This is a genomic window from Pseudoalteromonas sp. SCSIO 43095, from assembly GCF_023650455.1.
GTDB classification, from domain to species: domain Bacteria; phylum Pseudomonadota; class Gammaproteobacteria; order Enterobacterales; family Alteromonadaceae; genus Pseudoalteromonas; species Pseudoalteromonas tetraodonis.
In genome coordinates this window covers 834,952-848,305 of the sequence record NZ_CP087995.1, presented here as the reverse complement: position 1 = coordinate 848,305, position 13,354 = coordinate 834,952, and the positions used below count along the sequence as shown (strand labels likewise).

The window sequence follows — 13,354 nt, the reverse complement described above, 5'->3', positions numbered from 1 at the left end:
AATTAAAACTCTCTTCTAGCACACATGATTTCGGCGCTACACACTGTTTTGCCGTCAACTTTAGCTTCAGCCGCAAATTTCCATATGTTACGACGCTCTTTCAAAAACTTAACATGAAGATGCATGGTATCACCTGGCACAACCGGCTGCTTGAAACGAGCATTGTCTACGGCTGCAAATAGGTAAAGTTCGTTTTCATTACGATTTTCAACCGTTTTAAACCCTAATAGACCCGTTGCTTGTGCCATTGACTCTAATATTAGCACACCAGGAAAAATCGGCTGGTTTGGGAAATGGCCGGTGAAAATGGGTTCATTAATCGATACGTTTTTAATTGCATGTAACGATTCACCAGGGGTGAAATCTATAACGCGATCAATCAGAAGCATCGGGTAACGGTGCGGTAATAAACTTAAAATTTCTTGAATATCAAGGCTATTTAATTCGTTTGCCAAAATAGCATCCTTATTAGTGTTCAACGTTCATGACTTATTCAATGCTTCAAGCGCTTTTAGACGTGACTTCATGTCTGAAAGGTTACGCAAATGAGCAATTGATTTTCGCCATTCTTTGTTAGTCGTATGAGGCATACCGGATGAGTAAATACCCGGTTCGGTGATTGATTTAGTCACCATACTCATACCAGTAATTATAACACCATCACATACAGACATGTGACCGTTAATTGCGGTCATGCCGCCAATCTGGCAATTTTTACCTATGCTGACACTGCCTGCAAGTACAGTACAACCGGCAATTGCAGTGCCTGACTGAACTTCAACGTTGTGTGCTATTTGACACTGATTATCAATAATAACGTTACTGTGAATAATAGTGTCATCGAGTGCACCACGATCTATGGTGGTGCTTGCACCAATTTCGACTTTATCGCCAATGATCACTGAGCCTAGTTGTGGAATTTTAAGCCACTGACCACGTTCATTCGCATAACCAAAACCGTCGCTGCCAATAACGGTATTCGCTTGAAATAAACAGTCTGCGCCAATCTCAACATCATGATAAACGCTCACACTTGACCATAGTTTGGTGCCTGAGCCTATTTTAACACGTTCACCAATAAAACTGTTCGGACCAATTTGTACGTTATCGTCAATCACAGCGTCAGCTTCAATTACAACATTCGCGCCTATGGATGCGCTTTTACTGACTTGCGCACTGGCATGTATAACCGCACTTGGGTGTATACCACTAATGGCACTACGTGGCGTGGTATCCATTAACTGAGCGAGTTTAGCGTAATTCACATACGGATTGGCGACGATGATTTTGTTGCCTGAAAAATAAGGCGCATCCTCAGGACCCAGTATCACAGCACTGGCTTGTGTTGTTTCAAGCTGAGAGCGATATTTCTTGTTCGCTAAAAATGCAATATGCCCAGTCTGGGCATTTGCAAGTGTCGCTATTTTTTTTATTTCTAAAGCGCCATCACCTTGAAGCTCAGCGCCTAGAAGTTCCGCAATTTGCGAAAGCGTATAATTTTGCATAGATTAATTATTTCTTACTTACAGCGTCTACAACTTTTTCAGAAAGATCAGTTACTTCTTTAGGATTAAAGTAAATAGTTGTGTCTTTTACTTTAACTTCGTCGAAGTCACCTTTTTTAGCAATCTCTTGGATAGTTTCAATGATTAAAGTCTGAACTTTAGCCAACTCTTGATTTTGACGTGCTTTAATTTCTTGCTCTAACGGACGACCCTTTTCAGCAAGGTTTTTTTGCATACCTTGAATTTTATCACGTAATGCGTCTTTTTGATCTTGACTCATTGTGGTGCTTTCACGCTTAAACTTTTCAGCTTCAAAGCGAATATCGCCTTGTAACTTTTCAAGCTCTTGACGACGCTCAGCAAATTCAGTTTGTAAAGACTGTTCAATTTTAGCCATTTGTGGAAGCTGCTTGTAGATTTCTTGCATATCTACAATACCCACTTTATGAGCAAAAGCATTAACTGATGTACCCATCATAAGTGTAGCTAAAACGGCAACTGCTGTTGATTTGAATAATTTTTTCACAAAAAACTCCTTTAGAAAGTGTTACTAATATTAAAACTGATGGTCTTGGTATCGTCATCTTCTTCTTTTTGCAACGGATACGCAAAGCTGATCAGCATAGGACCCATAGGTGAGATCCACTGTAATGATAAACCGGTTGCAACCCTAAAGCGCATTGGATCTGAATAATCATCTAATTTTGCACGCTCATCAATACCTAAGTTTTGATAGCGATCAACACTGAATTCGGTATCCCATACATTGGCAGCGTCAACAAAGAAACTCGTTCGCACCGAACTGGTATTTTCTTCATCTAAGAACGGTGTAGGAACAATAAGCTCCATACCTGCCACTGCTTTAGCATTACCACCAATACGACCTTGTGGTATTAGCACGTCAAACTCTGACGCCCCACCAATATTACCTGTGGTTGTACCATCACCCGATGGCGTGCCTGGTATAGATTGCGGTACTCGTGATACTGCACGCGGTAAGATAGTATTTCTATCAAAGCCACGTAGTTCCATTTCTGTAATACGGAAATACTCTTGGAATGGGAGCGTCTGCTCATACCCGTTAGTAGAGCCATAACCATTACCGTAACCTAATGCCGCACGCGTTGAGAACACCCAACGATGATCGTTTGAAATCGGCCAGTAAAAACGTGAATCGTAATTTAATTTAAAATATTTTAAATCTGAATTCGGCGTTGTTGCTGTTAGGTTTAATGTTTGTCTTGAGCCAGCGGTTGGGAATAAACCACGGTTTACCGTTACACGCGACCAACCTACACTTAACTCATACTTGGTAAACTCAAAGCCCGCATCAGGGTTCTCTGGATCGAGGAAAGTTTCACGTAATACACGTGTTTGCTCATATTCAGCGATATCTGATAGTTCTTCTTCTATCCAACGAACCCCAAAGTTAATACGGTTAATGGCATCAATTGGAAAACCAATGTTTGTCCCAAGGCCATAACTTTTTGACTTATAGTCAATCAAGCTAAACTGGCTAGCATCGTAGTTACTGTAAAAAACGCTGCTGCCTTGCGATACGCCATCTGGCGTAAAGTAAGGGTCTGTGTACGACACACTGACACGCTCAGAGCCACGCGAGGTATTAATGTTAAAACCAATTTGGTTACCTGTGCCTAAAAAGTTAGATTCAGTTACACCAATATTAAATTGCAGACCTAGGTACGAACCATAAGCAAGACCGGCATTGAAGCTGCCCGCAGATTGCTCTTTAACAGTAAAATCAACATCTACTTGGTCATCTACACCTGGAACAGGCACTACGTTAAAGTCAACAGTTTCCATATAAGGTAAGCGTTGAATTTGTAATTTAGAACGCTCAAGGTTTTGGTTAGATAGCCATGCACCTTCAAGCTGTGTCATTTCACGACGTAGTACTTCATCAGCTGTATTTTGGTTACCACCTACAATAATTCGGCGAACATAAACACGTTTTCCAGGGTCAACTGACAAAGTTAGTTGTACTTCTTGGTTTTCATCATCAATTTCTGGAATGGTGCGTACTTCAGCGTTAGCATATCCAAAACGAGCTAAGTAACTTTTTATAAACTCTTCTGAAGAAGTCACCACCGAGCCGTTATAGAGCTCTCCGGTACGAAGTGGAATAACACTTTTTATTAGTTCTTCTCGGCCGAGTAAATCACCGATAAAATCAAAGCCTTTCACTTTGTATTTTACACCTTCAGTGATATTTGCCGTTACATAAACCGATTCACGCTCAGGACTCACTGATACTTGAGTTGAATCAATATTAAAACGCAAATAACCACGGTCTAAATAAAAGCTACGAATTTTCTCTAAATCGCCTTCAATGGTTTGTTTTTGATAGCGGTCGCTACCCATAAACTGCCACCATGGTAAGTCTTGCTGCGACTCAACTAGTTGCAATAATTCTTCGTTTGAGAAAAGCTCATTACCCACTAAGTTAATTTGACGAATCGAGGCTGCATCGCCCTCGTCAAACTCAAGTCTTAATTTAACGCGATTACGTGGTAATTTAGTGACACTGATCTCCACTTTTGCATTGTATTTACCAATACTGTGAAAAAATTCAATCAGGCCTTTTTCGATGTTATCGATTACCGTTTTATCAAGCTGCTCGCCTTGGCGAATATCTTGTTGATCGAGTGACTGATTTAACTGCTCATCTTTTATGTCTTTATTGCCTTCAAATTCAATAAAGCTAATGGTTGGACGTTCAGTTACTTTAAAAATAACGTTATTACCATCGCGTAACGCTTTTATATTGTCAAAGTGACCAGAGCGATAAAGTGACTTAATTGTTTTTGAAATTGTATATTCATCAACATTGTCCCCCACGTTAATAGGAATATGCGTTAATGCAGCACCAAGTGCAACACGTTGCAATCCCTCAACTTTTAAATCTTCAACAATAAAGGAGCTTTGGCCTAGGGCTGCAAAGCTTGCACCCAATAAACTTGAAACTACCAAATGTTTTTTTATAGCCATTTTATTATCTTTATCCTTTACAACTGTATTACCGCTTAGCATCGGAAATTAAATATTTACGAGCTTTACAATCGTGTTCTAATTTGTCGTTACCACGCTTACATAACTACAAGCGGGATACATCATTGAACAAAGCGAAACATGTTAGAAAAATGAGTAGCAAGGCTCCCACTTTAAAACCAAACTCTTGTGTATTTTCAGAGACTGGCTTTTTACGAAAAAGTTCAATTATGTAATACATTAAGTGCCCACCATCAAGCACTGGCAGAGGAAGTAAATTAAATACTCCCAAGTTAACGCTTATCAAAGCTAAAAAGCTTAAAAATGCGACTAATCCATAACTAACACTGGTGCCGGCGCCTACGGCTATGCCGACGGGTCCACTTAGGTTTTTAACCGACACTTGGCCTGTTATTAAGTTACCTATCATGTCAAAGCTCAGCGTAATTAAACGCCATGTTTCTTTTGTGCCCAGCACAATACTATCTAGTGGCCCATAATGTCTAGTCTCTACAAAATCATCAGGCCACTGCTCTACAACGGGAGCAACACCCAAAAAGCCTTGCTCTATGCCATTACTGACGACCCGGCGCTTTGGAGTAACTGTAATTGTTTTTATACTATCTTGTCTTTTTACACTAAATTGTAAGGATTTGTTAGCCGATTGAGTAATAAGATTAACTAATTGCTGCCAACCGCTCATTGTTTCACCATTCACAGCTAAAATAACGTCGTTAACCTGTAAATTAGCCTGTTCAGCAGCTGAGTTTTTAGTAATAGCGGCAATAACTAAGGTTGCCTGAGGACGAAACGGTACAATACCTAACGAACTGAGCGGCGGTACATCTTGTTGATCAAGCTTCCAACCATCTAGGTTAAGTGTTTGCACTGTTTGCTGATAATTTTCGTTACGTAAGGTTACGGCAACGCTTTTATCACCTAAATGAGACATCAAAGAAAAGGTCGCATCTTGCCAATTACTTATGTCGTCATCACCAATTTTAATAATTTGTTGGGTTGGCATAATACCGGCCTGTTCAGCTCGGCTGCCTTCAACAACACTACCCACAACAGGTTTTATGGTTTGCACACCTACCATGTACATGGCCGCTAAAGCAAAAATAGCGAACAAAAAGTTCGCCATCGGCCCTGCTGCCACAATGGCTATGCGGGCTTGAACTGATTTAGCATTAAACGATAAATGACGTTGATTTTCGGGTACTTCATCAACACGCTCGTCTAACATTTTTACGTAACCACCGAGTGGGATTGCCGCAATCACGTATTCAGTATTGTATTTGTCGTACCATTTTAGTAAGGGTTTACCAAAACCAATTGAAAAGCGCAGTACTTTAACGCCCGCCTTACGTGCCACCCAGAAATGACCATATTCATGAACGGTCACTAGAATACCGAGTGCGAGTATAAACGAGCCTAAATTCCAAAAAAAATCGAGCATTTTAATGCACCACTTTGGTTATAAACTGCGCTGCACTCAAACGTGCTAAACGATCACACTCTAAAATTTCATCGAGCGTTTGCACATTGGTAAACTTTGCTGCCTCTAACGTTTTCGCATTCACTTTATAAATATCAGTAAAACTAATTTGCCCCTGCAAAAATGCATTTACAGCCATTTCATTAGCAGCATTCACCGTAGTGGTTGCGCCCTGTCCCGCATCACACGCGGCAATTGCCAATTTTAAATTAGGGTAGCGCGAGAAATCAGGTTTGGTGAACGAAAAATCACAAATATCAGAAAAGTTTAATGGTTTAACACCCGCATCAATTCGCTGTGGAAAGGCAAGTGCATGTGCTATCGGGGTGCGCATATCAGGGTTACCCATTTGCGCTAAAATAGAGCCATCTTGGTATTGCACCATAGAATGGATAATACTTTGAGGATGAATCACCACATCAATATCGCTTGCATCACAGTTAAATAACCATTTTGCCTCAATAAACTCTAAGCCTTTGTTCATCATTGTAGCTGAGTCTACCGATATTTTTTGCCCCATAGACCAATTAGGGTGAGCAACCGCTTCATTGACGCTAACGCTATCAAACGTATTAATATCACGGTTTAAAAATGGGCCACCAGAACCGGTTAGTAAAATTTTGCTAACCCCATGATGCTCAAGTTTTGCTTCACCTTGGGTATTTTGTAACGCACCAGGTAAACACTGAAAAATAGCATTATGTTCGCTGTCGATGGGTAATAAAGTTGCTTGATGCTTTTTAACTTTATCAATGAATAACTGACCCGACATCACCAGTGACTCTTTGTTGGCAAGCAATACTTTTTTGCCCGCTTCAACAGCGCTCAAGGTAGGGAGTAATCCGGCTGCACCGACAATCGCTGACATAACCGTATCAACATCACCATGAGCACAGAGCTCACTCATGGCTTTCTCGCCATGCATTACTTGTGTTTTACTCTCATGCTTTAAAAGCGCAGAAAGCTGCTTAGCCGCCAATTCAGATGCCATTACAGCATAACGAGGCTGGTGAGCTATACACAGTTCAGCCATTTTTTTTGCATTTTGTCCTGCGGTCAATGCAAAAACTTTAAATTGCTGCTGGTTTCTTACAACAACATCTAACGTGCTAAGACCTATCGACCCCGTCGCACCCAAAATAACCAGTTGTTGCACAGCACTCATAAGCTAAGCGTCCAAGCAAAGCAAATAACAAACATCGGTGCTGCCGCAGTTAAACTATCAATACGGTCTAAAATACCACCGTGACCTGGTAAGCAACTGCCGCTATCTTTAAGTCCCGCTTCGCGCTTAAACATACTCTCAAGTAAATCACCTACCGCAGAAAACAAGGCAATAAACGCTGTCATAACTGCATAAATAGGCCATACAGAGGTATCAACGTTAGTGTAATAACAAAAAGCCAGTACAAATAACACCGCAGCAACCACGCCACCTGCGAGGCCTTCTATGGTTTTATTTGGACTAACTTTAGGCATTAACTTATGTTTACCAAAACTTTTACCTGTAAAGTAAGCGCCTATATCGGCACTCCATACAATGCCTAATACAACTAAAATAAGCACAGAGCCATAGTGAGTAGATTCAGTATATTGCGCACTACGCAGTGTGTTAAGTGCAAGCCATAGCGGTACTAAGGTCAACAAACCAGCAATGCCGCGCATCACAAGCCCTTCGTTCCACCCTTTGGCCATAGCAGGGTAACGCCATACTAAATAACTGGCTACCAACCACCAAGAAAACGACAAGGTAAATAAGTAATTAGCATCGCCTACAAGTTGACCATTTTGCCATAGAGTCTCTATAGGCCAATGCAAATTGAGTAACCCTAGTAATACTGCCACTAATAATACAAAGGCGCCACGTTTTAGCTTATCGCATAGTCCCATAAAGGCAGACCACTCCCACGCGCCCATTAATACAATAGCACCCGCAAAATAACTAAATAACGTTAGTGGGGTGTAAAAAACCAAAGCCAGTGCTAATGGCGCTAGCACTAGTGAGGTTAAAATACGTTGTTTTAACAAAATGATGACCCTTAATCTATTTTAGGTTTGAGCGAGTAATTGTTTTATTTGTTCGCCCGTGCAACCAAAACGTCGCTCTCTGGCAACGTAACATGCAATGGCCTCTGCAAAAGCAGCTTCATTAAAATCAGGCCAAAGTGTATTTGTGAAATAAAGTTCAGCGTAGGCTGCCTGCCAAAGTAAAAAGTTACTAATTCTGACATCGCCACCGGTACGGATCAGTAAATCAGGCTGAGCTTGATCTGCCATACTCATATGCTGTGCAATATGTTCTTCTGTAATATCTGCTGGGTCAATTTCTCCATTCGCTACTTGTAAAGCAACTTGCTTAGCAGCGTGAGTCATATCCCAGCGACCACCGTAATTTGCCGCAACATTTAAGTGCAGCCCGGTATTGTTCGCTGTTAGTTCTTGAGCTGTATGTACTTTAGCGCGCAAGCTTTCAGAGAATCGAGATAAATCTCCAATGATGGTTAGTTTTACGTTATTTTTTTGCAGCTTTTTAACTTCTTTACTCAGTACAAATAAAAAAAGCTCCATAAGTGTATTTACTTCGTCTTCAGGGCGGCGCCAGTTTTCACTACTAAAAGCAAATAAGGTTAACGATTGTATTCCTAATTTAGTACAAAACTGCACGGATTGACGAACTGCATCCACGCCTTTTTTATGCCCATATACACGAGGTCTATTTCTAGCTTGTGCCCAACGCCCGTTCCCATCCATGATGATGGCAACATGTTTAGGTAAACATTGCTGTGAAATTGTATCAGCGTCTAGAACCATAAATTTTGTGTATTCCATAAAAAAACGCCGCCTAGTATACCCCAGACGGCGTTTCAAAACTAATAATTTTAACCTGTACCCGTGATAATAAATCTACATAAAGCAAATAATTATACAGCTAACAACCTTGTATTTACTGATAATCGAGCCAATAGTAAAGAGTAAACACAATCTGCTACCCTTTAAAATCAAACAATTAAAGTTAAGTGCGAAGGCATATAAACAACGACTTAGTTACTTTAGTAAAGCTGTTAATCCGAGCCTAGATTAGCAATTAGATTTCCATCAACTCAGCTTCTTTCGCTGTTAGTTGCGTATCCATTTCTTTGATAAACTTATCAGTGATTTTTTGGATAGCATCTTCAGCTTGACGCGCTTCATCTTCAGAGATGTCTTTATCTTTTAATAAGTTTTTAATATCGCCATTTGCATCACGACGAATGTTACGAATAGCAACACGACCGCTTTCTACTTCACCACGTACGATTTTAATTAAATCTTTACGACGTTCTTCAGTCAATGGAGGAAGTGGTACACGGATCACTGTACCTGCAGACATTGGATTTAAACCAAGGTCAGATGCCATAATGGCTTTTTCAACAGCTTGCGCTAATGACTTATCAAATACACCAATAGCCAATGTACGTGAGTCTTCAATTGTTACATTTGCAACTTGGTTTAACGGTGTTGGCGCGCCGTAGTACGACACCATGATGCCGTCTAAAATTGCAGGATGAGCACGGCCAGTACGAATTTTAGATAATTGACTACCAAGTGCTGCTACACTTTTTTGCATGCGCGCTTGCGCATCTTTTTGAATATCGTTAATCACGGTTTAATCCTAATCTAGTTACTAACTTCATCTGAGGCTTGTGAAGAAATAAGGGTTCCTTCTTCTTCACCCATTATTACGCGTTTTAATGCGCCTGATTTATTCATATTAAATACGCTCAATGGCATATTATGGTCGCGAGCGAGTGTAAATGCCGCTAAATCCATTACTTTTAGTTCTTTATCAATAATTTCATTGTAGCTTAAGTGACGGTAAAGTGTCGCATCTGGGTTTTTAACCGGATCATCGCTAAATACACCATCTACTTTGGTTGCTTTAATTACTGTGTCAGCTTCAATTTCAATGCCACGTAAACACGCTGCAGAGTCAGTTGTGAAGAACGGGTTACCCGTACCGGCTGCAAAAATAACTACACGACCTGTTTTTAATAAGCTAATGGCTTCTGCCCAGTTATACGCATCACATACGCCATTTAAAGGAATGGCTGACATTAAACGGCAATTTACAAATGCACGGTGCAACGCATCACGCATAGCAAGACCATTCATGACAGTTGCAAGCATTCCCATGTGGTCGCCAACAACGCGGTTCATACCTGCTTCGGCTAGTGAGCCACCACGTAAAAAGTTACCGCCACCAATAACTAAACCCACTTCTACGTCGAGTTCTACGAGCTCTTTAATTTCTTGTGCCATACGATCTAAAACTTTAGGGTCGATGCCGAAGCCTTCGTCTCCCATTAAAGCTTCACCACTTAATTTGAGAAGAACACGTCTAAAAATAGGTTTGCGATTGATAGTCATAGTTTTGGGGCCAACTTTTATTGAATTATGGATAAAAAATAACCGCGCTTATGTTAAACATAAAAGCGCGGTTATTTTAAAGAATTTCTAAGCGTGACGCAAAAGCAAATAGTACTTTAATTGCATGTATTTTCCTTTGGCATCACAAATAGCTAATCTTACTTAGCTTTAGCAGCTGCAATTTGAGCAGCAACTTCAGCAGCAAAATCTTCTTCTTTCTTCTCGATACCTGCACCAACTTCCATACGTACAAAGCCAGTAACTGTTGCGTTTTTCTCTTTAAGAATTTCGCCAACAGACTTTTTAGGTTCCATGATGAAAGCTTGACCAGTAAGAGAAACCTCACCAGTGAATTTTTTCATACGACCAACAACCATCTTCTCAGCGATTTCAGCAGGCTTGCCTTCATTCATCGCGATGTCGATTTGTACTTGCTTTTCTTTTTCAACAACATCAGCAGGTACATCATCTGGCGTTAGGTAGTCTGGGTTTGAAGCAGCAACGTGCATTGCAACGTGCTTAAGTGTTTCTTCATCAGCAACACCTGCAACAACTACACCAATACGCTCGCCGTGACGGTACTCAACTAGTTGCTCACCAGTGATGTACTGAAGACGACGTACATTGATGTTTTCACCAATTTTAGTTACTAGCTCAACACGATCTTCTTCAAACTTAGCTTGTAAGTCTTCGATAGATGAAGTGTCAGCAATAGCAGCATCTGCAACTTTATTAGCAAACGCTAAGAAGCTTGCATCTTTAGCTACGAAGTCAGTTTGACAGTTAACTTCTACAAGTACTGCAACACCCGCGTTTTGCTTGATGATGATAGTACCTTCAGCAGCGATGTTACCTGCTTTTTTAGCAGCCTTTGCAGCACCGCTCTTACGCATGTTTTCAATCGCTAACTCGATGTCACCATCAGTCTCAGTTAACGCTTTTTTACAATCCATCATGCCAGCGCCAGTACGCTCGCGTAATTCTTTAACTAGGGCAGTAGTTACAGCCATTAGTAAATCCTCAAATCTGAAATCAGGTTTAGATAAGCGGGTTACCCGCTCCACAAGAATAGCAAGTCTTCACCTTCAGAAGATGAAGACTTGATGACAGCTAATTACTCAGCTTCTACGAAGTCATCTTTTTCAGCTTGAGCAACGATGTTACTCTCACGGCCTTCAGTGATCGCAGCTGCAACAGCACTAGTGTAAAGGTTGATTGCACGGATAGCATCATCGTTACCAGGTACGATGTAATCAACACCGTCTGGGTTAGAGTTAGTATCAACGATTGCAACAACTGGGATACCTAGGTTGTTAGCTTCACGGATAGCAATGTGCTCGTGGTCAGCATCGATTACAAAGATAGCGTCTGGAAGGCCACCCATGTTTTTAATACCACCAAGGCTTTTTTCAAGCTTGTCCATTTCACGAGTAAGCATTAACGCTTCTTTCTTAGTTAACTTCTCGAAAGTACCGTCTTGGCTTTGAGCTTCAAGGTCTTTAAGACGCTTGATTGATTGACGAACTGTTTTCCAGTTAGTCAACATGCCGCCTAACCAACGGTGGTTAACGAAGAATTGATCGCTTTGTAAAGCAGCTTCTTTTACTGCTTCGCTTGCTGCGCGCTTAGTACCAACGAAAAGAACTTTACCTTTGTTTGCAGCAGCACTAGATAAAAACTTAAGTGCAGTGTTGAACATTGGTACAGTTTGCTCAAGGTTGATGATATGTACACGGTTACGTGCGCCGAAGATGAAAGGCTTCATCTTAGGGTTCCAGTAACGTGCTTGGTGACCAAAGTGAACACCAGCTTGAAGCATATCGCGCATTGAAACGTTTGCCATTTTGTAAATCCTCTAAGTTGTTTAGGGTTAGGCCTCCACATATCCCATAGCACCAACACCGCAGTTAAATGAAACTGAAATGCACCCAAGTGTATGTGACGATACGTGTGTGTGTTAAAATAAAATTGTGTTTGCCTTAAATACAAAAAATCATTTAAGAATTTATTTGTAAAAAGACGGCGCGCTTTATACCATATTAAAATTAAATACTCAACGTCTCGTGCAAAAATTGTGCGACGATAATCATCTAAAAACGCAACTTTGGAGCCTCAATGAGCGCTGTGATTAAGACCCCTGAAGAAATCGAGAAAATGCGTGTAGCCGGCCGTTTGGCTGCTGATGTGCTAGAAATGATCGAACCACATGTGGTACCAGGTATCACCACCGATGAGCTAAATACAATTTGTCATGATTATATTGTTAATGTGCAAGATGCCGTTCCTGCTCCTCTTAATTATCATGGTTTTCCAAAATCAATTTGTACCTCGGTAAATCATGTAATTTGTCACGGAATTCCGAACGACAAAGCATTAAAAGACGGTGACAGTGTCAATATTGACATTACTGTTATTAAAGATGGCTACCATGGTGATACTTCAAAAATGTTCCATGTTGGCACACCTAACATTCAAGGCAAACGCCTTGCAGAAGTGACTCAAGAAAGCCTTTACCTTGCCATTAAAATGGTAAAACCGGGTGTTCGCCTTGGTGATATTGGTGCAGCTATTCAAAAATATGCAGAGAGCTTTAATTACTCTATCGTACGTGAATACTGCGGGCACGGTATTGGCAGTGAATTTCATGAAGAACCACAGGTAATGCACTACGGAAAACCAGGTACAGGCGAAACATTAAAAGCCGGTATGTGTTTAACAATCGAGCCCATGGTCAATGCAGGCAAACGCCAATGTAAATTACTAAAAGACGACTGGACTGTGGTAACAAAAGACCGTAGTTTATCAGCTCAGTGGGAACATACCTTACTGGTAACTGAAAATGGTGTTGAAATTTTAACACTACGATCAGATGATACTATCGATAGAATCATCGAGCACTAATCTTAGTGTGCGCTTAATCATGATACTAAGCAGG

General features: G+C 40.8%; 13 protein-coding genes. 1 reads left to right on the top strand and 12 read right to left on the bottom strand.

Annotated features, from left to right (window positions below):
- Positions 1–2 precede the first annotated feature (2 nt).
- The 12 genes from fabZ to rpsB form a co-directional block, all read right to left on the bottom strand.
- Entirely contained in the window at positions 3–455 is a 453-nt protein-coding gene (gene fabZ / locus LOC50_RS04025) for a 3-hydroxyacyl-ACP dehydratase FabZ (RefSeq protein ID WP_036981943.1), read from the bottom strand.
- 27 nt (positions 456–482) lie between these two features.
- The gene (gene lpxD, locus LOC50_RS04020; RefSeq protein ID WP_250653661.1) at positions 483–1,505 is read right to left on the bottom strand and encodes a UDP-3-O-(3-hydroxymyristoyl)glucosamine N-acyltransferase; all 1,023 of its coding nucleotides are present in this window, start codon (positions 1,503–1,505) and stop codon (positions 483–485) included.
- 7 nt (positions 1,506–1,512) lie between these two features.
- Complete coding sequence (locus LOC50_RS04015; protein WP_076922209.1) at positions 1,513–2,031, bottom strand: OmpH/Skp family outer membrane protein; 519 nt, start codon at positions 2,029–2,031, stop codon at positions 1,513–1,515.
- Positions 2,032–2,042: 11 nt separating this feature from the next.
- Positions 2,043–4,514, bottom strand: a complete 2,472-nt coding sequence (gene bamA, locus LOC50_RS04010; RefSeq protein WP_069438734.1) for an outer membrane protein assembly factor BamA — start codon at positions 4,512–4,514, stop codon at positions 2,043–2,045.
- 106 nt (positions 4,515–4,620) lie between these two features.
- Positions 4,621–5,973, bottom strand: coding sequence for a sigma E protease regulator RseP (gene rseP / locus LOC50_RS04005; protein WP_250653660.1), 1,353 nt, complete (start codon positions 5,971–5,973; stop codon positions 4,621–4,623).
- Between the two features lies 1 nt (position 5,974).
- Positions 5,975–7,177, bottom strand: a complete 1,203-nt coding sequence (gene ispC, locus LOC50_RS04000; protein WP_250653659.1) for a 1-deoxy-D-xylulose-5-phosphate reductoisomerase — start codon at positions 7,175–7,177, stop codon at positions 5,975–5,977.
- Positions 7,174–8,040 (bottom strand): phosphatidate cytidylyltransferase, encoded by an 867-nt coding sequence (locus LOC50_RS03995; RefSeq protein ID WP_036981932.1) that lies wholly within the window; start codon positions 8,038–8,040, stop codon positions 7,174–7,176. The genes ispC and LOC50_RS03995 overlap by 4 nt, the downstream gene beginning before the upstream one ends.
- 21 nt (positions 8,041–8,061) lie before the next feature.
- Positions 8,062–8,841: an undecaprenyl pyrophosphate synthase gene (gene uppS / locus LOC50_RS03990; RefSeq protein WP_036981930.1), complete on the bottom strand. Its 780-nt coding sequence runs from the start codon at positions 8,839–8,841 to the stop codon at positions 8,062–8,064.
- Positions 8,842–9,097: 256 nt separating this feature from the next.
- Positions 9,098–9,619: a ribosome recycling factor gene (gene frr / locus LOC50_RS03985; RefSeq protein ID WP_215908014.1), complete on the bottom strand. Its 522-nt coding sequence runs from the start codon at positions 9,617–9,619 to the stop codon at positions 9,098–9,100.
- A 50-nt stretch (positions 9,620–9,669) separates the two neighbouring features.
- Positions 9,670–10,419 (bottom strand): UMP kinase, encoded by a 750-nt coding sequence (gene pyrH / locus LOC50_RS03980; RefSeq protein ID WP_016899281.1) that lies wholly within the window; start codon positions 10,417–10,419, stop codon positions 9,670–9,672.
- Between the two features lie 158 nt (positions 10,420–10,577).
- Entirely contained in the window at positions 10,578–11,429 is an 852-nt protein-coding gene (gene tsf, locus LOC50_RS03975; RefSeq protein ID WP_013465429.1) for a translation elongation factor Ts, read from the bottom strand.
- 104 nt (positions 11,430–11,533) lie between these two features.
- Positions 11,534–12,262, bottom strand: coding sequence for a 30S ribosomal protein S2 (rpsB, locus tag LOC50_RS03970; RefSeq protein ID WP_024601804.1), 729 nt, complete (start codon positions 12,260–12,262; stop codon positions 11,534–11,536).
- 272 nt (positions 12,263–12,534) lie between these two features.
- Between rpsB and map the strand changes: the two genes are divergently transcribed.
- On the top strand, positions 12,535–13,320 hold the full coding sequence (map, locus tag LOC50_RS03965; protein ID WP_008467527.1) for a type I methionyl aminopeptidase: 786 nt from the start codon (positions 12,535–12,537) through the stop codon (positions 13,318–13,320).
- The last annotated feature ends 34 nt before the right edge of the window (positions 13,321–13,354 follow it).

What these genes read in the sequence shown, in the direction of transcription:
- rseP (WP_250653660.1), bottom strand. Translation starts at nt 5,973, where the DNA reads ATGCTCGATTTTTTTTGGAATTTAGGCTCGTTTATACTCGCACTCGGT.
- tsf (WP_013465429.1), bottom strand. Translation starts at nt 11,429, where the DNA reads ATGGCTGTAACTACTGCCCTAGTTAAAGAATTACGCGAGCGTACTGGC.
- uppS (WP_036981930.1), bottom strand. Translation starts at nt 8,841, where the DNA reads ATGGAATACACAAAATTTATGGTTCTAGACGCTGATACAATTTCACAG.
- frr (WP_215908014.1), bottom strand. Translation starts at nt 9,619, where the DNA reads ATGCAAAAAAGTGTAGCAGCACTTGGTAGTCAATTATCTAAAATTCGT.
- map (WP_008467527.1), top strand. Translation starts at nt 12,535, where the DNA reads ATGAGCGCTGTGATTAAGACCCCTGAAGAAATCGAGAAAATGCGTGTA.
- rpsB (WP_024601804.1), bottom strand. Translation starts at nt 12,262, where the DNA reads ATGGCAAACGTTTCAATGCGCGATATGCTTCAAGCTGGTGTTCACTTT.
- bamA (WP_069438734.1), bottom strand. Translation starts at nt 4,514, where the DNA reads ATGGCTATAAAAAAACATTTGGTAGTTTCAAGTTTATTGGGTGCAAGC.
- ispC (WP_250653659.1), bottom strand. Translation starts at nt 7,177, where the DNA reads ATGAGTGCTGTGCAACAACTGGTTATTTTGGGTGCGACGGGGTCGATA.
- pyrH (WP_016899281.1), bottom strand. Translation starts at nt 10,419, where the DNA reads ATGACTATCAATCGCAAACCTATTTTTAGACGTGTTCTTCTCAAATTA.
- lpxD (WP_250653661.1), bottom strand. Translation starts at nt 1,505, where the DNA reads ATGCAAAATTATACGCTTTCGCAAATTGCGGAACTTCTAGGCGCTGAG.